14 protein-coding genes are annotated in these 20,635 nt (G+C 41.3%); 7 read left to right on the top strand and 7 right to left on the bottom strand.

Annotated features, from left to right (window positions below):
* The first annotated feature begins 177 nt into the window (after positions 1-177).
* The 6 genes from aroC to AACU25_RS31070 all read left to right on the top strand — a co-directional run bounded on the left by aroC (position 178) and on the right by AACU25_RS31070 (position 5,526).
* Complete coding sequence (aroC, locus tag AACU25_RS31095; RefSeq protein WP_096582283.1) at positions 178-1,278, top strand: chorismate synthase; 1,101 nt, start codon at positions 178-180, stop codon at positions 1,276-1,278.
* Between the two features lie 428 nt (positions 1,279-1,706).
* A complete protein-coding gene (locus tag AACU25_RS31090) occupies positions 1,707-2,600 on the top strand; it encodes an RpnC/YadD family protein (protein ID WP_096582281.1) in 894 nt (297 codons plus the stop codon).
* A gap of 104 nt (positions 2,601-2,704) precedes the next feature.
* Positions 2,705-2,959, top strand: coding sequence for a SemiSWEET transporter (locus AACU25_RS31085; protein WP_096582279.1), 255 nt, complete (start codon positions 2,705-2,707; stop codon positions 2,957-2,959).
* A 36-nt stretch (positions 2,960-2,995) separates the two neighbouring features.
* Entirely contained in the window at positions 2,996-4,642 is a 1,647-nt protein-coding gene (locus AACU25_RS31080; protein ID WP_096582277.1) for a B12-binding domain-containing radical SAM protein, read from the top strand.
* 11 nt (positions 4,643-4,653) lie between these two features.
* Positions 4,654-4,842, top strand: coding sequence for a CPXCG motif-containing cysteine-rich protein (locus AACU25_RS31075; RefSeq protein WP_096582275.1), 189 nt, complete (start codon positions 4,654-4,656; stop codon positions 4,840-4,842).
* A gap of 216 nt (positions 4,843-5,058) precedes the next feature.
* Positions 5,059-5,526: an SRPBCC family protein gene (locus AACU25_RS31070; RefSeq protein WP_096582273.1), complete on the top strand. Its 468-nt coding sequence runs from the start codon at positions 5,059-5,061 to the stop codon at positions 5,524-5,526.
* A gap of 493 nt (positions 5,527-6,019) precedes the next feature.
* Here AACU25_RS31070 and AACU25_RS31065 read toward each other — a convergent pair whose 3' ends face one another.
* The 4 genes from AACU25_RS31065 to ilvD all read right to left on the bottom strand — a co-directional run bounded on the left by AACU25_RS31065 (position 6,020) and on the right by ilvD (position 14,185).
* Positions 6,020-7,687, bottom strand: coding sequence for an iron uptake porin (locus AACU25_RS31065; RefSeq protein ID WP_096582271.1), 1,668 nt, complete (start codon positions 7,685-7,687; stop codon positions 6,020-6,022).
* 728 nt (positions 7,688-8,415) lie between these two features.
* The gene (locus AACU25_RS31060; protein WP_096582270.1) at positions 8,416-11,154 is read right to left on the bottom strand and encodes a cation-translocating P-type ATPase; all 2,739 of its coding nucleotides are present in this window, start codon (positions 11,152-11,154) and stop codon (positions 8,416-8,418) included.
* Positions 11,155-11,257: 103 nt separating this feature from the next.
* The gene (locus AACU25_RS31055) at positions 11,258-11,788 is read right to left on the bottom strand and encodes a hypothetical protein (RefSeq protein ID WP_096582268.1); all 531 of its coding nucleotides are present in this window, start codon (positions 11,786-11,788) and stop codon (positions 11,258-11,260) included.
* 693 nt (positions 11,789-12,481) lie between these two features.
* Positions 12,482-14,185 (bottom strand): dihydroxy-acid dehydratase, encoded by a 1,704-nt coding sequence (ilvD, locus tag AACU25_RS31050; protein WP_096584312.1) that lies wholly within the window; start codon positions 14,183-14,185, stop codon positions 12,482-12,484.
* 104 nt (positions 14,186-14,289) lie between these two features.
* Between ilvD and AACU25_RS31045 the strand changes: the two genes are divergently transcribed.
* Positions 14,290-15,171 (top strand): LysR family transcriptional regulator, encoded by an 882-nt coding sequence (locus tag AACU25_RS31045; protein ID WP_096582266.1) that lies wholly within the window; start codon positions 14,290-14,292, stop codon positions 15,169-15,171.
* Positions 15,172-15,524: 353 nt separating this feature from the next.
* On the opposite strand, the gene AACU25_RS31040 is transcribed toward AACU25_RS31045, so the two are convergent.
* The 3 genes from AACU25_RS31040 to AACU25_RS31030 all read right to left on the bottom strand — a co-directional run bounded on the left by AACU25_RS31040 (position 15,525) and on the right by AACU25_RS31030 (position 20,539).
* Positions 15,525-16,742, bottom strand: a complete 1,218-nt coding sequence (locus AACU25_RS31040; protein ID WP_096582264.1) for an ABC transporter permease — start codon at positions 16,740-16,742, stop codon at positions 15,525-15,527.
* 157 nt (positions 16,743-16,899) lie between these two features.
* Positions 16,900-18,369: an efflux RND transporter periplasmic adaptor subunit gene (locus AACU25_RS31035; protein WP_096582262.1), complete on the bottom strand. Its 1,470-nt coding sequence runs from the start codon at positions 18,367-18,369 to the stop codon at positions 16,900-16,902.
* A gap of 730 nt (positions 18,370-19,099) precedes the next feature.
* The gene (locus tag AACU25_RS31030) at positions 19,100-20,539 is read right to left on the bottom strand and encodes a TolC family protein (protein WP_096582260.1); all 1,440 of its coding nucleotides are present in this window, start codon (positions 20,537-20,539) and stop codon (positions 19,100-19,102) included.
* Positions 20,540-20,635 lie beyond the last annotated feature (96 nt).

Genomic DNA, 20,635 nt, shown 5'->3' with positions numbered 1-20,635 from the left:
GGTGGTTCAGTAAGTTTTGCTGTTGATCAAGAATTATCAGCTAATGATTACAGAATTATAGTCATTCATTTGACAAAATAATACCATTGCAGGCCAGTGGTAAATCCTAAAGGAAAAATTAACTTTGATCGGAACTATAGGTAAAATACATAAGCCTGGTCTATTTTTTTCAATATCATGGGCAATACTTTTGGTCATCTATTTCGCGTTACTACTTTTGGAGAGTCCCACGGCGGCGGTGTGGGAGTTGTGATTGATGGTTGTCCGCCGAGGCTAGAGATTTCGGCGGAGGAAATTCAAGTAGAGCTAGATAGAAGACGGCCAGGACAAAGTAAAATTACCACACCGCGCAAAGAAGCTGATATCTGCGAGATATTATCTGGAGTGTTTGAAGGTAAAACTCTAGGAACCCCAATCTCCATTTTGGTGCGAAATAAAGATACTCGTCCCCAAGATTACGACGAGATGGCCTTGAAGTATCGCCCTTCCCACGCTGATGCAACTTATGATGCCAAATATGGGATTCGTAACTGGCAAGGTGGCGGTAGGTCTTCAGCACGTGAGACAATTGGCAGAGTCGCAGCAGGTGCGATCGCTAAAAAAATTCTCCGCCAAGTTGCAAACCTAGAAATCATTGGTTACGTCAAGCGGATCAAAGACTTAGAAGGCGTTATCGATCCCAACACTGTCACCTTAGAACAAGTGGAAAGCAACATCGTTCGCTGTCCCGATGCCGAATTAGCAGAACGCATGATTGAATTAATTGAGCAAACTGGTAGACAAGGTGATTCCATCGGTGGTGTAGTTGAATGTGTAGCGCGGAATGTACCCAAAGGCTTAGGCGAACCAGTCTTTGATAAATTAGAAGCAGATATTGCCAAAGCTGTGATGTCTCTTCCTGCTAGCAAAGGTTTTGAAATTGGTTCTGGTTTTGCGGGAACACTGTTAACAGGAATTGAACATAACGACGAATTTTATATTGATGAAAACGGTGAAATTCGCACTGTAACTAATCGTTCTGGCGGGATTCAAGGGGGAATTTCTAACGGAGAAAATATCATTTTGCGCGTTGCATTTAAGCCGACAGCGACAATTAGAAAAGAACAAAAAACTGTAACTTGTGAAGGTGAAGAAACTGTATTAGCAGCTAAAGGAAGACACGATCCTTGCGTGTTACCTCGTGCAGTTCCAATGGTAGAAGCAATGGTAGCCTTGGTTCTGTGCGACCATTTATTACGGAATCATGGACAGTGTCATGTGTTGAGTTCTGAGTCCTAATTTCTGAGTCTTGAGTTATGACTTTAACTCAAGATTCAAGAATCAAATCAAAGTACAGTAATTAAAACTGAATCCGCCGCATATAATATTTATCCTAGATAAATTTGATTGTTCTAAGCCTATGCAGTTTTAGCCATAAAGATACGCATTAAATTTGGACTTTACTGCATAAAATTTATCATTATTTAAACTAGGTTGATTATCAAAATAACAATACATGACCAATACAGTTCAGTTAAGAAATTAATTGAAAACAAAACCAAAAAACTAGTTACTCAACAAAAAACTCAACAATAATTTTGGAGGGGGTTTGGGGGACGCAACCGTCACCCAATCGGGGGTTTGGGGGAGAATCCCCCAATTGAGCTAGCTTTTTCCACAAGTTACACATCAATCACTAATAATCTTATTTGAACTGTATTGAACACATGACTAGATTTATTCATGACCAATTTGCCAAAGACTACCTTGAACAATTACTGACTACTTATGGCGAAGTTCAAGCAGCAAGACGAGTAGCAGGAGAAGTAAGAGAAATTGATGTTTATTTTATCCCAAACTCCCCAGCAAGTAACATTTCTGAAACTCTGGGATTATTAGGCGAGTTTGCTACTACCCCAGCATTATTTGAACCATTTCGTAACGCCGCCTCAGCCACAGAAATTTGCGATTGTCTCTTAAAATTGTTAGAAGTACGTGGTGATTTACAACGGCAAGCCAATCGCAATAACACTCGCATTCAAGAAGCTGAAATTCCCAAACTATGGATTCTCACACCAACTGCATCGGAGCAAATTTTATCAGGATTTGGTGCTAAGAGTAAAAGTAATAGCTTGCCGGGAGTGTACTTCATGGCAGAATATTTGCGTACAGCTATAGTAGCAATTCACCAATTACCCAGAATTCCTGAAACTCTATGGTTGAGAATTATTGGTAGGGGAAATGTGCAAAAACAAGCAATTGATGAACTAGAAGCCCTTCCTCCTACTAATCTTTTCAGAAAAGCCGCGTTAGAATTACTGTACAACTTGCAACAAAACTTACAATTCACTCAAAGTCAAGATGAAGATGACAGGGAGTTAGTTATGCGATTAGCACCACTTTATCAACAAGACCGAGAACAAGCTGTACAAGAAGGCGAACAAAGAGGAATTGAACAAGGAGAACGTCTAGTAGTAGAAAACTTACTCAAAGTTCGCTTTGGTGAATTAGATAATGAACTGCAAGCAATTATTTCGTCTTTATTAGCGTTACCTCCAGAAGAGTTTACTCCCTTACTCTTGCAGTTATCTCGTGAAGAATTAATTGCTAGATTTAGCTAAAAAACTACCAATTTTAAATATATCTAATTATAGTAGGGTGTGTTAGTGCCGAAAATATGGCACTGCAACACATCATAGCATTATTATTTTAAAGGGTTGCATTAATGGATTTTGTCACAGTTTTAGGACTAGTTGCTGCTTCAATTACGACGATTTCATTTTTGCCACAAATGATGAAAATATGGCAAACAAAATCAGCAAAAGATGTCTCGTTTATGATGTTGATTTGTTTTAATACAGGAATATTTTTATGGCTGATATATGGAATCATATTGCAACAATTGCCTATTATTTTAGCTAATGCCGCCACATTATTTTTTAACTTGATAATTCTATGGCTTAAAATTAGATATAGATGAAAATAATAAATAAAAAACACCCCCGAAAAATTGCCTGTGACATCATCTGTATTTTCTGCTGAACGGCTTTTATTTACTCCCACTACCCCTAACACCGATGCTATCCCACTAATTTTTGCTTTTCCCAATGAGTACACTGTGGGGATCACAAGCTTGGGATATCAAGTAGTGTGGGCAAATTTGGCAATGCGTGATGATGTGCAGGTGAGTCGCCTGTTTACTGATATTCATGAACAACTGCCAATAAATCCCGAAATTGTCGGATTTTCTATTTCTTGGGAATTAGATTATGTAAATATCTTAAATTTACTAGAATCTTTAGAAATTCCCATTCGCGCATCTTTGCGAGAGGATAGTCATCCACTAATATTTGGTGGTGGCCCAGTTCTCACTGCTAACCCTGAACCTTTCGCTGATTTTTTTGATGTAATTTTGCTAGGAGATGGCGAAAATCTGCTGGGAGATTTTATTACAGCTTACAAAGAAGTTAGGAATGCTTCTCGCAAAATTCAACTGAAAACTCTGGCACAAATTCCAGGAATTTATGTGCCGAGTTTGTATGAGGTGGAATATCATGCCAAAGATGGTGAAATAAAATCAATTACACCAATTGATGCTGAAATTCCTGCCATAGTCCAAAAGCAAACTTATCGCGGAAATATTCTCTCAGCCTCAACTGTGGTAACAGAAAAGGCTGCATGGGAAAATATTTATATGGTAGAAGTGGTGCGGAGTTGTCCAGAAATGTGCCGCTTCTGTTTGGCTAGTTATCTGACATTACCATTTAGAACTGCAAGCCTTGAAAGTTCTTTAATTCCTGCCATTGAAAGAGGCTTAGAAGTTACCAAGCGGTTAGGTTTGTTAGGTGCTTCTGTAACTCAGCATCCAGAATTTGAGACGTTGCTAGATTATATCAGTCAGCCCAAGTATGATGATGTGCGTCTTAGCATTGCCTCAGTACGCACCAATACAGTTACTATACAGCTAGCAAAAACTCTGGCACAACGAGACACGCGATCGCTTACCATTGCTGTAGAAAGTGGTTCGGAAAAATTACGCCGCATTATCAACAAAAAGCTACATAATGACGAAATTATTCAAGCCGCAGTCAACGCCAAAGCTGGTGGCTTGTCGAGTTTGAAACTCTATGGAATGGTAGGAATTCCTGGTGAGGAACCAGAAGATTTAGAGCAAACTGTCGCCATGATGCGTAATGTTAAAAAAGCAGCTCCAGGATTGCGGTTAACACTAGGATGCAGCACCTTTGTACCCAAATCTCATACACCATTTCAATGGTTTGGCGTAAATAAACAAGCCGAGAAGCGGTTGCAGATATTACAAAAACAGCTAAAACCCCAAGGCATAGATTTTCGCCCAGAAAGCTATAATTGGTCTATTATCCAAGCTTTGTTATCGAGAGGCGATCGCAGACTCTCTCACTTATTAGAACTTACTCGTAACTTTGGCGATTCTTTAGGCAGTTACAAACGCGCTTTTAAACAACTCAAAGGACAAATCCCAGACTTAGATTTTTACGTCCATACTAATTGGTCAACAGAGCAAATTTTACCCTGGAATCACTTGCAAGGGCCGCTACCGCAGTCTACACTACTTAAACACTTGGCTGAGGCGACTAGTCATTTTGAGTCATCCGCAAAAGAACTTCAGCCATTAAATTCATAACGTACAGATTAATGCAAACAACAGCTGAGTATTACTGCGCTTATTGCGGGGAACCAAACTTAACATTTATTGATTTGAGTGCTGGCGGACAGCAATCTTATGTAGAAGATTGTCAAGTTTGCTGTAACCCCAATATTTTGTATGTGCGAATTGATGAAGACACTCTAGATATTGAGATTGACACCGAATACGAAGGTTAACAATTTGTAATTACTTTATAGCAACTACAACAAACATAACGGTGCGATTATATAAGGTTGGGGTTCCACCAAATTTTTAATTACGAATTACGAATTACGAATTACGAATTACGAATTACGAATTACGAATTACGAATTACGAATTACGAATTACGAATTACGAATTACGAATTACGAATTAGTAATTAATTTGTTGAATTTTAGGTTTGTGTTTCCATGCTGCAGTTTAAACATTCATCTGTGATTAATGCACCACCAGAAGTAGTGTGGAGATTTCACGAAAGAACAGATATTTTGCAAATGCTAACTCCACCTTGGCAACCTGTTAAAGTAGTGCGCCGTGAGGGAGAATTGGAGATAGGCGCTATCACAGAATTTCGTCTTTTTCTTGGGCCTGTACCTTTAACTTGGTTAGCGCGTCATACTCAATGCGAAAAGAACCGCCTATTTGTTGATGAACAAATTTCTGGGCCTTTTGAAAGTTGGGTACACAGGCATGAATTTGAACCTGAAAATGGCAAGACTAAGTTGACTGATGCCATTTCTTTTTCTTTGCCTGGAGGTCAAACATTAGAACTTTTTAGTGGTTGGTTAGTTCAAGGACAACTAGAAGCAATGTTTCGCTATCGTCATTATGTAACAAAGAGAGAGTGCGAAAATCCATCTAATATCATGTCCAGTTGAAAAATTATCGTATATGTGAAGGTCGGTAATGGGTAATGGGTAATGGGTAATGGGTAATGGGTAATGGGTAATGGGTAATGGGTAATGGGTAATGGGTAATGGGTAATGGGAAAGAAAAATACAGTTTAACAATTACCAATGACCAACAAGACCAACCATATCGCAAGTAATTAGCCGGACTTGATGCAACATTTATATTTGAGTCAATACAGTTCAGTTAAAAAATAAATTGACAACAAAAACAATAATTTTGGAGGGGGTTTGGGGGACGCAACCGTCACCCAATCGGGGGTTTGGGGGAGAATCCCCCAATTGAGCTAGCTGTTTCCACCAGTATCTTATCTGAACTGTATTGATATTTGAGTTCTGGCTTGTTGACAATAGCTATCATTTTTATGAGCGTAGGGTAGACACTATTGGATCTTGGGTTTAAACCCTAACGATCGCAAGTATCCACCCTACAAAAATTCCTGATAATGAAGGAATCGGTGTTTTAGAAGGTGAAAGTGGTTCTCAAAGTACCAATGATGGCATTATCGCTATTAGCAACTTGACCAGGATTGGTTAACCAAATTAAACCAGGGGTAATGGAGATATTATCGCTGACACGATATTTATAGAACCCTTCAATATGATAAGGGCGATCGCCTCCAATACGACCTAAGTAAGGCTGGGCACCAGCAAAAATACCTAAGACGTTACCTTGTCTGCCGAAATCTGGTAGTGCTACACCAAGACCATAGCTCCAAACTTCATCATTGTTGTTGCCTACAACGCCGCTAATATCGCTGTAAAGCACAAAGCCACTAATCGAGAGTTTGTTACTAGGTTTGAAAGCAGCTTCAAAACCATAGGAATTACTGTTATATGGGTTACCACCACCAACTAAATTGGCCTGTGCAGTACCTACTACACCAACATTTCCAGCTCCGCCTAGGTCAAATAAAGCAGTTCCAGCATTATGATAACCGTGGACGTAGGTAGCAGCAAAAGACAGGCGATCGCCTACGTTCAAATTCAACTGTGCTAGAGCTGCATAGTTACCTTCAAACAAGCCAGCGCGAGCTCCTGGGTTGTTTCCTTGGGATGCTAAATAACCTACAGTTAATGAAGGTTGGAAAGCAGCGTTACTCTTACCAAAAACAAAATTAACGCCACCACCTACACCACCACCAATCCGGTAAATTGGGCTTTCAGATGCAAAGGTAGATAAAGCACCGTTACCACCATCAAAACCTTCAAAGTAAGGATTGAGTGTAGGAGCATAATCGCTATGAATACCGCCGTTGGCTGCTATATATACTTGGGAGTTACCCAGTGGGAAGTAATAAGACAACCAATCTATAAACGCACTATTATTGGTGCTAGGGCTAAGATTAAAGGTTTGAGTACCCTCAAATGTGCCATTTGGCAAAGTTAATCCAGTTGAGTTACCAGCCGCAATCCGGGTGTGTAAAGTATCTTTACCCGTGAAGCTACTTTGTAAATCTAAACGTACTCTGTTTTGAAATACAGTGTTGTTATTGTCGTTATTACCAAAGTTATCGGTAACTGCAAAAACTGCCTCACCTACTAACTTGGTTGTTGTAGAAAATTGATTGGCTTCTAGTTCTGCAGTACGTGCTTCTAAAGAATCTACTCGACCACGTAAAGTTGCTAATTCTGCAGAGAATTCTTCTTGCAAACGCTGGAGGGTGGCTAAATCTTGTTTTGTCACCAAGTCAGCAGTTGCTGTAGCAATTAGTTCATTAACTCTGTCTAAACAAGCATTCAAACCTGCAGCAAATTCATAACGAGTTAAAGCACGATTTCCGCGATAAGTTCCGTTAGGATAACCCGCAATACAACCGTAGCGTTCAACTAAAGACTGCAAAGCTTGGAATGCCCAATCAGTTGGCTGTACGTCAGAAAACTGAGAAACTGACGTAACTTGAGACATTGAATCCTGGCTACTAACTTCACTAACTAAAACTCTATTCTCATCAGTTTTAGCTTGAGCAAGTAACTGTTGATTAACTTTTGGTTGCTCTGTGGCAATATTTGCAGCTTTTGAGTCAGAAGCATTTAAAATTTCTGCTGCCATCACACTGGATGAAGCCAATGCATTCGCACCCAAAAATACTGGAAGTAATACCAGATTTTTCCACAATCTATTAGACATATTTCCGTTTTCCTCTCCACGAAATGCGCCTAACTAATTGCTATAAACAGCAATTAATTAAGTTCTTTCTGCACACCTATAAAGTAAAATACGTTACATTGATTCGTTGTATAAAGTCAAGTCCTAGCTTATGGAATCTAGATAAATGACTTGCACTTTCATAGCCTTTATTTAACGACTATTGCTCTGTAATTTTCACAACTTTGACCAAATGCAACATTTATCAAGGGTTATTAATAGTATTTGCATTTAGATGAGCAATAAAGAGCGATTTACTCTTGCTATCTAATGTAAAAACCAGATTTTTTGCCTATGATATTTGTATCTATTATGCATAAAACTTAGTGATTTTATACAGAAATTTAAATCTTTCTATGCATAAAATTCATTTTAATGATGCGGAAGTATCAACGGCAATATTCTGTAGCGAAATTTACAGAAACTTAAATTTTAATATTTGAAAATTTTACTCACTTGTATCGATTATAAAGAGTAAAAATTTTCAATAAATAATAATACCTAAATTAATTGAGAAAGTATTTTTGGATATTGATGTAAATACTGCTTCTATAAGGATGGAGTAAAATCAAATTTTTACAACCCTAGTTTATTGCAGTCATATTTGATATAGGGAATTGGGGATTGGTAATTGGTAATTGGTAATTGGTGATTGGAATTTATCTCCTTGTCCCCTTCCCTCTGCTCCCCCTGCTTCCCCTAGAAATTCTTTAGTCAAGCGGATCGAAACGCTGCAAGATGAGCGCTATCAATATGACTGGCAAACCTACAGCTACACAAATGAGGGCTTGAGTAAATGTTAAAGGTATGGTGTCAAAAACTTGATTCATGATGCTCCACTGACTGAACAGACATTGTAAAGTCACTACAACCACAATGCCAATTACAGGGGCATAGGCTATGGGTTTGCGTTTACCTTGAATTCTGGCAATTACAGATGGCACAAACTGGCTAATGCTGAGTAGATAAAAAACTTCTGCTGCTACTAACCCATTAATTGCCATTGTGCGAGCTAAGGCTTCATTACCTGTAGTTTGCAGTATCCATTGAAAAACGCCAAAAATTACCAGCCAGTTGAAGAGAGAAATGGCCAAGATGCGCTGGAGTAAGCTACCCGATAACAGCTTTTCTCTGGGGTTGCGTGGTGGTTGTTGCATCACCCGGCGAGATTTTGGCTCAAAGGCGAGGGGAACAATCAAACCAACTGAACTCACCATATTTAGCCAGAGAATTTGGATTGGTAAGATAGGAAGCGCGATCGCTAGGAAAATGGCAATCAAGATTGTCATAGATTCGCCAATATTGATTGGTAGCAAGAAGGCGATCGCTTTGCGTAAGTTGCGATACACTCCCCGTCCTTCCTCTACAGCAGCTTCAATGGCGGCGAAGTTGTCGTCAGTTAACAGCATATCTGCAGATTCTTTAGCAACTTCTGCCCCAGCTAAACCCATCGCTACACCAATATCTGCTTGCTTGAGAGCTGGTGCATCATTGACACCATCTCCAGTCATCGCCACAATTTCACCTTGATGCTGCAAGGCTTTGACTAAACGCAACTTTTGTTCTGGCGCAACTCGCGCAAATACCCTGCCTTGTTCAGCTGCTTGGCTAAATTCGGCTTCATCCATCTGAGCTAATTGCTTGCCTGTAAACACCTGTTCTTCAGCCGAGGAAATTTCCATTTGGCGAGCGATCGCTGCTGCGGTGAGTGCATGATCGCCAGTGATCATTTTCACTTGAATGCCAGCAGATTGACAAGCAGCAACAGCTGCGATCGCTTCTTCACGAGGCGGATCGATGATGCCTTGAAGTCCTAAAAATACTAGTCCTGTATCGATATCATGACGCTCCAAGGAAAGCTTACCAGTAACTTTTTTACTGGCGAAGGCTAGCACTCGTAAACCTTGCTTTGCCATCTGCGCCACTTCCTGTTCTATAACCGCAGGATTGAGTGCAGTTTGTTGTCCTTGAGCATCCAGCAGGCGATCGCAACGTTGGAGAATAGCCTCTACAGAACCTTTGACATAAATCAAATTCTGTCTTTGCTGAGTCTCCAATTTATGCAAAGTCGCCATGTATTGAAATTGAGATTCAAAGGGAATAGTATCGATTCTGGGCAATTCTTCTGGAGTTAATCCCGCTTTATTAGCCGCCGTAATCAATGCTCCCTCAGTGGGAGTTCCTACTAAACTCCACTGTTCGTCTTTCCATTCGATGTGAGAATCGTTGCACAGCAATCCAGCAGCTAGGGTTTCCCCAAGAGCAATCTGTGCCTCTCCTTCTAAATCAACAGGCTGGCGATTCAGCAAAATTTCACCATCTGGAGCATAACCAATACCACTGACGGTGTAGTGTTGTTCACCTGCGTAAATCCGCTGCACCGTCATCTGATTTTCGGTTAACGTGCCAGTTTTGTCAGAGCAGATAACGGTTGTACTTCCCAATGTTTCCACAGCAGGTAACTTGCGAATAATCGCGTTACGTCGCGCCATGCGGGAAACACCAATCGCCAAAATGACTGTGACAATTGCAGGTAAACCCTCAGGAATGGCACTCACAACGAGAGCTACAGCAGCTTTGAAAACATTAATCCAAGATTCGCCTTGTCCTAATCCAACTGCAAAGGTGAGGGCAGCTAAACCTAAAATGGCATACAGTAAAGTTTTGCTTAACTTGTCAATATTCCTGGTGAGTGGTGTTTTTAACCCCGTGCTACTTTCAATTAACTGCGAGATGCGGCCTGTTTCAGTAGCATCTGCGATCGCCACTACCATCCCTTCGGCTTGACCAAAGCTGACAAAACTGCCGGCATAAGCCATATTGCTGCGTTCGGCTAAAGGTGTGTCTACAGCCAGCGATGCAGTTGTTTTTTCTACTGGAACCGATTCTCCAGTTAAAGCCGACTCATCAACTTGTAACTCGCGTACAGTTAATAGCCGCAAATCTGCAGGTACTTTATCCCCAGAGGCTAACAGTACCAAATCCCCTACCACAAGTTCAGTGGAAGCCAGACGAGTTTTTTGACCATCGCGAATCACAGTAGCTTCTGTAGTCACAGCTTGAGATAGAGCTGCGATCGCATCTTCTGCTTTTGATTCTTGAATGTAGCTAATGATGACATTAATCAGGGTGACGCTAAAAATTACTCCTGCATCTATCCAATCTCGTAATAGTAAAGTCACCACTCCTGCAGCTATTAATATATAAAGCAATGGTTGATGAAATTGCTCAATAAATTTTAGCCAAGGGCTTTTTCTCGCTTGAATATTCAATTGATTGGCACCCATCTGTTGATGCCGCTTGGTCGCTTCTTGATGGCTCAAGCCTGCTTCTGAATGACTAACTAAGGTTTGCACAACCTCTGTTTCTGGTAGAGTATACCATTCATAATTGAGTACATCTTTTGCTAGATGGGAATAATTATTTGTATTGATGGTATTTGCTGGCATTTCTACATCCTGATTTAACTATCTATTGCAGTAATTTATCGTTCAAGTTCATCAGCTTTAATTTCTGTTGAAATCTGTCGTTTTTTAGTTAAAATTGCTGTGGTTACAGTAATCTTTTGCTCAGTTCATAAATATTCCACTCTCGCACACCCCAGTAGCGAAGAATATATTCTGCTTGCTGAATTTCGTCTGCCGTCCCCTCTACCTTTACCAAAAAATCTTCGCTAGGTTGCCAAAGTTTAACTTGCTTTTCAGGAGCGAACCAACCTTGAAATGCACCACATAAACTACCAAATATTGCACTTGCTCCACCCGCCAGTAGTGTAGTCAAAACAGATTCAACCGCTAATGCGGGGCCAAAACCGGGAATCATTAAAATACCCAGTCCAGTGGTAAATGCTAATACTCCTCCTGCTGTACCTCCTGTAATTGCACCTTTTTTAGCTCCTTCAATAGGAGTCACAATTTGATTACCAGAACGAGTATTGTGCAACTTTTTTTGTTTTGATTCCGTAGCAAACACAGAAATTTTTTGCATAGGAAAGTCAATCGCTATCAATTCATCAAGCACTTGTGTTACAGCCTGACGATTGGAAATAATGCCTATAGCATTTTTTACTGAATTGGCATTCATCACAACTTCTCCTCTGAAAATAATTAATTTAAAAAATTAGTGTTATTTAAATATAAATAGGTAAAATACTAGCGAAATAAGATTGATTTGTGCAAAACTCTCTCTTTTATTCCTGATTCGCTTTATCAGTGATGATTTTAAGGGAGCGAATAGGAATGCTATAATTTTTCAATTGCAGAAAGAACTGTAGAGTTAAGCATGAGTTTTAACCCTCAGTTCGATTATTTTTACTCACATCCTTTTTTTAGGATTACAGATAAATGTGAATGAAAAGTGAACGCGGATGCTATTGAAAAGAATATCTATGAATTAAGTTCACGTAGGATGCGTTACGCTATCGCTAACGCATCCAGGCTGAGAATGCGGTGCGTTACGGCTTAGTGAGTTTTTTCAGAAATCAAATTATGTTTGCGACACATTAATATGTTCTAGAGGGCATGGCATTGCCCATACGTGTCAACTTAAGCTAAAAGCTATATACGGTGCGTGTTGTACAAATACCTCGCGCCCTCATCCCCTAACCCCTTCTCCCGCAGGAGAAGGGGAACTAAATCTCTTGCTCCCCTCTCCTGGTGGGAGAGGGGCTGGGGGTGAGGGCGAAACCTTGCAACCAAGCGGGTTTCACGTTAAGTTGACACCAATGGGCATTGCCATGCCCCTACCAATGATGTTGTATTCTATTTTCAAAACGCCCTACTTAAATAAATCTAAGTCTGTGACAGCACCAACACTGCTGGAAGAAACTAACTTAGCATATTTGGCTAAGGTGCCTTTTGTATAACGGGGTGGACGAGGTTGCCATTTAGCGCGGCGATTGGCTAATTCTGCATCGGAAATATTGATTTGCAGTAAGCGAGAATGAGCATCGATAGTGATACGATCGCCTTCTTCAACTAAAGCGATCGCACCACCAACGGCGGCTTCGGGAGCAACATGACCAACTACCATCCCGTAAGTACCGCCGGAAAAGCGTCCATCGGTAATTAACCCAACTGCGTCGCCTAAACCTGCACCAATAATTGCTGAGGTGGGAGCTAGCATTTCCCGCATTCCAGGGCCGCCTTTGGGGCCTTCATAGCGAACAATAATCACATCGCCAGCTTGGATTTTATTTGCCAAGATAGCATCTAAGCATTCTTCCTCGGAGTCAAATACCCGCGCTGGCCCGGTAATACAGGGATTTTTCACTCCCGTAATTTTGGCTACTGCTCCCTCGGTAGCGAGATTCCCTTTTAAGATGGCTAAGTGACCTTGAGCATACATCGGGTTATTCCACGGACGAATCACATCTTGATTGCTGGGTGGTTCATCGGGGATATCTGCTAAAACTTCAGCGATAGTTTTACCTGTGATGGTGATACAGTCGCCGTGGAGTAAACCATGCACAAGTAATATCTTCATAACTTGGGGGATACCGCCTACTTTGTGTAAGTCTGTAGCCACATATCTACCGCTAGGTTTCAAATCGCACAACACAGGTACACGACCACGGATAGTTTCAAAGTCATCTAGACTGAGTTCTATACCAGCTGCATGAGCGATCGCGAGAAAATGTAATACAGAATTTGTGGAACCACCCACAGCCATAATTACAGAAATAGCGTTTTCTATGGATTTGCGGGTGATAATTTGTCTCGGTAAAATTTGCTGGCGAATGGCTTCTACTAATACTTTGGCTGATTTTTCCGTACTGTCGGCTATTTCATCGTCTTCGGCTGCCATTGTAGAAGAATAAGGCAAACTCATTCCCATCGCTTCAAAAGCAGAAGACATGGTATTGGCTGTATACATCCCACCACAGGAACCAGAACCCGGACAAGCTTGGCGTTCAATGGCTAATAGTTCATCTTCGTCAATTTTATTGGCGCTGTATTCACCGACAGCCTCAAAAGAACTGACAATAGTCAAATCTTTACCCTTGTGCTGTCCGGGTTTGATAGTGCCACCATAAACAAAAATAGCAGGGATATTCATCCGAGCGATCGCAATCATTGCCCCTGGCATATTCTTATCACAACCGCCGATGGCAATCACACCATCCATACTTTGACCATTACAGACGGTTTCAATGGAGTCAGCAATTACTTCTCGTGATACTAGGGAATATTTCATCCCTTCGGTTCCCATAGATATGGCATCACTAATGGTAATTGTGCCGAACATTTGCGGCATTGCCCCAGCTAGTTTAATTCCCTCTTCGGCTCTTTGTGCCAGCCGATTAATTCCCATGTTGCAGGGAGTAATGGTGCTGTAGGAATTAGCCACACCCACAATTGCTTTATTAAAATCCCCATCTTGGAAACCGACTGCACGCAGCATCGCTCGATTTGGCGCTCGTTGTACCCCTTGCGTGACTGCTTTACTACGGAAATTTTCGGAGATTGTTTTCTCAGACATTGCTCTAGCCTCATTCAACATCGTTGTACGAGTATGATATGTAGACTTTTTTGAGATGTCCAATATATATTTATTTCAAATTGATATCTTTTAAATATTAAAAAATGGAACTACGACACCTGCGTTACTTTATTGCTGTAGCTGAAGAACTACATTTCAGTAAAGCCGCAGAAAGGCTGCATATAGCGCAACCGCCTCTCAGCCAACAAATTCAGCAGCTAGAAGCAGAACTAGGAGTAGAACTTTTCCAACGCAAAACCAAGCGACAGGTACAGCTAACAGAAGCGGGTAAGGTTTTTTTACAAGAAGCTTATGGATTATTACTACAACTAGAAACTGCGATCGTACTCACTCAAAGGATTGGTAGAGGTCAAACTGGTCAACTACGAATAGGATTTACGAGTTTGGTAATCTACGAATTATTACCCTCAATTTTGCGCCAATTTCGCGAGCAATTTCCCCAAGTAGAACTAGTCTTACGAGAGTTAACTACAAGTCAACAAGAACAAGCACTTCGAGATTCCCTAATTCATGTAGGTTTTGCCCATCCACCTTTAGAAGATGACACGCTATCCTATCAATCTATTCACCAGCAAACTTTAGTTGTCGCGTTACCGTCAAATCATTCCTTAGCTCAAACAGAACATATTCAGGTGCAGGAATTAGAGGATGAGCCTTTGATTATGTTTCCTCGTTATCTAGCACCCGGACTTTACGATTTGATTATGAGTCTTTTTCGGCAGAGAAATATCAAACCTCAAATTACTCAGGAAGCAGTTCAAATGCAAACCATTATTGGTTTAGTATCGGCGGGAATGGGTGTGGCGATTACACCATCTGTTCTACAAAATTTGCAACGTTCTGGTGTGACTTATCGTCCTCTACTAGAAGCAGCACCCGTTATAGAAACTGCTGTCATCTGGCAAGAAAATAGTCTCACACCTCTTGTAGAAAATTTTTTAAAATTCACACAGCAGTTTATCTAATAAAAATTCAAATCATGTTTGCGACACATCAATATATTCTAGAGGGCAAGGCAATGCCTATTGGTGTCAACTTAACACCAAACCCGCTTGGTTGCAAGGTTTCGCCCTCACCCCCAGCCCCTCTCCCTCAGGGAGAAGGGAGCAAGAGATTTAGTTCCCCTTCTCCTGCGGGAGAAGGGGTTAGGGGATGAGGGTGCGAGGTATTTGTACAACACTCGCCGTATATAGCTTTTAGCTTAAGTTGACACGTATGGGCAATGCCTTGCCCCTACAATCTGTCGCATTTTTTTCAAATTGATATGAGTAAATTAGTTGTGCTTTAATTTGAATTTTGAATTCGGACTGTAGCGGCACTACGCACTTCTCAAAGCGACAATTGGGTCAAGTTTAGCGGCGCGACGTGCAGGAACAACACCAAAGAATAAGCCGATTCCGCCAGAGATACCAACAGCCATTGTAATTGCTACGGGAGAAATGCCAGCTTGTAATGGCGTTAAGGCTGCGACTAACAAAATTCCACTCACACCTACGCCAGTACCTACCAAGCCACCAATTGCAGAAACAATTACCGCCTCAATCATGAACTGTAGCAAAATATCTTGCTCTGTTGCGCCAATCGCTTTTCTCAATCCAATTTCTTGGGTGCGTTCGGTGACGGATACTAGCATGATGTTCATGATCCCGATACCACCGACAAACAAAGATATGCCTGCGATCGCAGCTAGCATAATTGTTAGTGCGCCTGTAATTTGTCCGACTGTTTGCAAAGCATCTTTTTGAGAACGGATGGTAAAGTCATCTTCACCAGTAATTTTGTGGCGTTGGCGCAGTAAATTGGTAATTTGAAACTCTGCTGCATCAACGCTATCGGCATTTTTGGCAGAGGCGACAATATAGCTTAACTCCAAACCGTAGGGAGAAGTTCGCCCAATTAAGCGATTAGCTGTGGTGATAATAGGTACTAAAGCTGCATCGTCGTAATTCACGCCTAAATTAGAACCTTTGGCTGTGAGTACACCAATGACTTGAAAGCTAGTATTTTTAATTCTTAATTGCTGTCCTACAGGATTAGCACTACCAAACAGTCTTTGGGCTAAATCTGCACCCAATACAGCAACTTGGTTGCTGCGCTTCATATCGATGTCAGTAAAAAATCGCCCTTTAGCGGTTTCAAAATCCCTAACTGTCAAGAACGTGGGAGTAGTGCCAATGATATTAACATCGGTGTTGCGATTACGGTAGGTAACAACTTGACGGCTATTTAATTCCGCCGTCACATTTGCAACTGTGGGTACTTGAGTGGCGATCGCTTTCGCATCTTCCAAAACCAGAGTTTTCGGTACATCCCTAGAGATGCGCTGCGTTTCTTGGTTACCGGGAATTACAAATAAGATATTAGGCCCCAAAGACTCCAGCTGTTGCGAAACATACTTCTGTCCACCTTCGCCAATCCCAATCATTGCAATCACCGAAGCGTTACCAATGACAATCCCCAGCATGGTAAGCGCGCTGCGTAACTTATTCGCCAGCAGGGTTTTCCCCGCCATTTGGATACTTTCTAACAGGTTCATGGTAATTGGTAATTGGTAATGGGTAATTGGTAATGGGTGATTGTCAAGAGTCAAGGGTCAAAAGTCAAAGGTCAAGAGTAATTTATCCCCACTCCCCAAGAGTTCTTTAATTTTGAATTTTGAATTTTGAATTTTGAATTGATTTGTCCCCAATGCCTTACTTACCCTGCTCCTTGGCTTTTTCGATTTTGTAATCCTTCGGTGGGTTTACGAAAATGCGATCGCCTGTTTTCACGCCTTCTAAAACCTGGGTTTGGTCTTGGATTTGTGCGCCGACGGTAACTTGGCGAAATTGGGGTTTATTGTTTTCGTCGGGGACGAGTACGCCAGTTTGTCCTTTTTCGGTGACAATAGCGACGGTGGGTATAACTAATGCATTGTTGACGCGATCGCCTAAAAAGGTCAAATCTACGTTTAAGCCAGAACGCAGTTTATCTATCCCTGTATCTAATGCAACTCGCACTTGAAAAGAAGTTACACCTTGTTCTACTACCGCTTCTGGTGCAATCAGGCGTACACGACCTTTAAATACTTGGTCGGGATAAGCATCAGCAACAATTTCTACCTGTTGTCCTGGCTTAATTCTGCCAATGTCGGTTTCAGGGACTTGCGCTAACACTTCTAAACCACGCGCCACGGCGACAATGGAGCTAGATGTAGCTGATGCACTACTAGATGCGGAAGTTGTAGGTGTGACAAATGAACCCACGTTAGCGTATTTCTGCGTAACTATACCGTTAAAAGGTGCGCGAATTTCTGTATCTGCAAGCCTGACTTGGGCGGCTTTTAATTGCGCTTGAGCTGCTTTGACTGCGGCTTGGCGTTGAGCAATTTCTTCAGGACGGCTACCATTTTGTAACAGTACTAAAGCGGCGTTGGCTTCAGTAACGGCTGCTTCTTTCGCGTCAATTTCTTCGCTACGAGTTCCACTTTGCAACAGAGATAGGCGTTTTTGCGCTTCTTCTAAAGCAGCTTTGGCGCGGCTATTTTCACTAATATACTGATCGAGCTGATCTTGAGAAGTTGCGCCTTGTCTAGTTAATTCCTGATAGCGTACTACCCGCGCTTGCGTTAAATTAACCTGAGCTTTTGCAGATTCGACTTGCGCTTGCGCCTGTCCAATTTCTTGAGCGCGATTACCCGCACGCGCTGCGGCTAGTTGTGCTTGGGCTTGCGCTAAACGTGCTTTTGCTTGGGCGATTTCTTGGGGACGACTACCCGCCCGTGCTTCATCGAGTTGGGCTTGTGCTTGGGCGATATTAGCTTGATATTGCAGGATTTGCGCTTGAATTTCGCCAACATCCATGCGGGCGATTACTTGCCCTTTTTGCACGCGATCGCCTTGTTCCACATATAATTCACCCAACACCCCAGGATTTTTGGGACTGATATTTACACTTTGAACTGGTACTACCTTCCCACTCGCCGTAATCCGCAGCGTCACACTTTGGGTTTCTACAGGAACAGTTAGTTGAGATATATCTTGTTTAGTATTTCCCCGATTCACCAAATTATAGGTAGTAGTAGTGCCCACAACCAAAGCACCAGCTGTTATTAACCCTATCAGCCAGCGCATGGGATACTTAATTTTTTTGCCAACTATGGGGATTTCTATGTGCGTATTCATGATACCAGGCGATAAAGATTGTTTTGCTGGAATAGCTGTTAGTTAATGGGCTATTACTGCAATTTAGAAGGAAATAAAGTTCATAATCAAGGTTATATATTAATCAACGACCTCAAGATTCATTTGCTCAGTTATTGCATATTAAGATACCTTCATATTAGCTATTCACTTCTTTGCGTGGCTTCACCTGACTGGGTGACTCAAAATCAGGCTGAAGTATGAAGTGTGAATTCTGAAGTAATATCAAAATTCCGCCCTAAGTTTTATTAGCCTAGACTCTATAAGACTCATATTTGATTTTTGGGCGTTGCTGATTGATTGGATGATTTTTGTCTCACGCAAAGGTGCAAAGGAACAAAGAATCGACTTTTAGCTTTTTCCCGAAGTCTGAATTCATCCCGCCAATATGCAACGCCGATTTTTGAAGTTCATGTAGGATGCGTTAGCGATAGCGTAACGCATCCGTGCTGATTCCTATATGCTTTTATCCCTAATTGAAATATTGCTTTTTTATCCAAATTTTGCTGCAATATTTCCCAGAAAATAAAATCACCACAGCCCATCCTAAAAAAACATTCAAAATACATTAGTAGGGTCACAACATTCAGACAATTTCTGTAGAGAGCGAAAGTATTTTCATGCCGTGACCCTAAATTATATGCCTTGGCAGCAATTCAGTAAATCTCTCAAAAAGCTCGATTTATCACCTTTTTGACTCGTGATTTCTGCACTAACGTGTGGCTCTAGAAGTGACAGAACGCTGTAAACTAGCTAGAGCGCGATTGTAATCCAAAATAGCTGTAACGCGATTACCTTCCGCCCTTGTTAAGTCATTTTCAGCCGCAATTACCTCTGTTTGCGTACCTACTCCTGCTTGAAACCGCAACCTAGCTATCTGCAAAGCTTCCCTAGCTTGGCTTAAAGCCAAAGTGGAAGTTTGCACATTCTCTAAATTAGACTGCAACTGAAAATAAAATTGTTCGACATCAAAGCGAATTTGATCACGCTGATTAGCAAATTGAGTCTCTGCGATCGCAATATTAGCCCGTGACTGAGCTGCTCTAGCTCTAGCTGCACCACCATCAAATAAGGTTAAACTGCTTTGTAACCCCACCGAATAGCCATCAACAACGCTAATCGCATCGTTATAAATATCTCGAAAATTATAAGTACCAGTTACACCCAGTTGCGGCCCTAATTGCGAAAGTGCTTGTCTTCGCTGTTGTTCGGCTTGATTGCGTTGCGCTAAAAATTGCGGCAATTCCGGGCGGTTTTGAAAAGCTTGTACAATAGTTTGTTCTAGTGTTTGTTGCCATAAACCAGCTAATTGCACAGGATCGGCCGCAGTAATATCAACTGATTGCGGCAAATTTAAGAGAGTACCAAACTGACGACGGGCAATTTGCTGATTTGCAATAGAATTAGTCAGTTGTTGTTGAGCATTAGCTAAATTTACCTGAGCTTGCAGAACATCAAACTGCGTACCCACTCCAGCTTGCAATCGTGCTTGCGTATCTCGTAAACTAGCTTGGGCATTCTCTACCGCAGAGCGATTAATTCTGACTTGTTCGTCTGCACCTTGTAAATTGTAGTACTGGGTAGCAACATTTAAACCAACTACTAAAGATTGATTTTCTAAATTCAATTCATCTATACGTACTTGTTCTTCAGAGGAACGAATATTAGCTTGTCGGTTACCAGAAGTATAGAGATTATAATTTACTTGTGCTTGACCGTTAAAAGCTGTGCTGGATTGAGTTGAACCACCAGTAAATAAATTACTACCACTATTAGCCAAATTCCCACTCACATTAGCATTAGGAAGTAAAGCCGCCTGAGCTTCTCGTAATGCGCTGCGGCTACGTTCTACCTGAAATTGCGATGCTTGTAAAGTCGGATTGTTGCGTCTAGCTAATTCTAAAGCTTGAGCCAAACTCAGAGGTACAGTTCCCTGAATCCTCACTTCTTCAGGTTTGGTAGGAAACAGTAAAGGGTTAGGATTAGGGCTAAGATTATCTATAATTGACCTAGAATTATTAACTGTAGGACTTGGAGATTGTAGAGTTTGTGCTGTAGTTTCTGCATTGGCACTTTTGGCTAAAGTCGTCATGAGAACTGCAACTAATAATGTGACCCAGGTAGAATGCACGCGGAATAAAATAAAATTCATGGCTGATGTAGTAAATAGGTTTGATAGGATAGTAAATCTTGAATTTTTATTGGTAATGTTGAATTATATCTAAAACTCGTTAGAGCAGCTTTTAAA

The organism is Tolypothrix tenuis PCC 7101 (assembly GCF_963874875.1).
Classification (GTDB): domain Bacteria; phylum Cyanobacteriota; class Cyanobacteriia; order Cyanobacteriales; family Nostocaceae; genus Aulosira; species Aulosira tenue.
This window is presented reverse-complemented; position numbering and strand designations above follow the sequence as displayed.

Bases quoted from the DNA above. Each gene is read 5' to 3' on its own strand.
- aroC (WP_096582283.1), top strand. From the start codon at position 178: ATGGGCAATACTTTTGGTCATCTATTTCGCGTTACTACTTTTGGAGAG.
- AACU25_RS31090 (WP_096582281.1), top strand. From the start codon at position 1,707: ATGACTAGATTTATTCATGACCAATTTGCCAAAGACTACCTTGAACAA.
- AACU25_RS31085 (WP_096582279.1), top strand. From the start codon at position 2,705: ATGGATTTTGTCACAGTTTTAGGACTAGTTGCTGCTTCAATTACGACG.
- AACU25_RS31075 (WP_096582275.1), top strand. From the start codon at position 4,654: ATGCAAACAACAGCTGAGTATTACTGCGCTTATTGCGGGGAACCAAAC.
- AACU25_RS31070 (WP_096582273.1), top strand. From the start codon at position 5,059: ATGCTGCAGTTTAAACATTCATCTGTGATTAATGCACCACCAGAAGTA.
- AACU25_RS31065 (WP_096582271.1), bottom strand. From the start codon at position 7,687: ATGTCTAATAGATTGTGGAAAAATCTGGTATTACTTCCAGTATTTTTG.
- AACU25_RS31060 (WP_096582270.1), bottom strand. From the start codon at position 11,154: ATGCCAGCAAATACCATCAATACAAATAATTATTCCCATCTAGCAAAA.
- AACU25_RS31055 (WP_096582268.1), bottom strand. From the start codon at position 11,788: ATGAATGCCAATTCAGTAAAAAATGCTATAGGCATTATTTCCAATCGT.
- ilvD (WP_096584312.1), bottom strand. From the start codon at position 14,185: ATGTCTGAGAAAACAATCTCCGAAAATTTCCGTAGTAAAGCAGTCACG.
- AACU25_RS31045 (WP_096582266.1), top strand. From the start codon at position 14,290: ATGGAACTACGACACCTGCGTTACTTTATTGCTGTAGCTGAAGAACTA.
- AACU25_RS31040 (WP_096582264.1), bottom strand. From the start codon at position 16,742: ATGAACCTGTTAGAAAGTATCCAAATGGCGGGGAAAACCCTGCTGGCG.
- AACU25_RS31035 (WP_096582262.1), bottom strand. From the start codon at position 18,369: ATGAATACGCACATAGAAATCCCCATAGTTGGCAAAAAAATTAAGTAT.
- AACU25_RS31030 (WP_096582260.1), bottom strand. From the start codon at position 20,539: ATGAATTTTATTTTATTCCGCGTGCATTCTACCTGGGTCACATTATTA.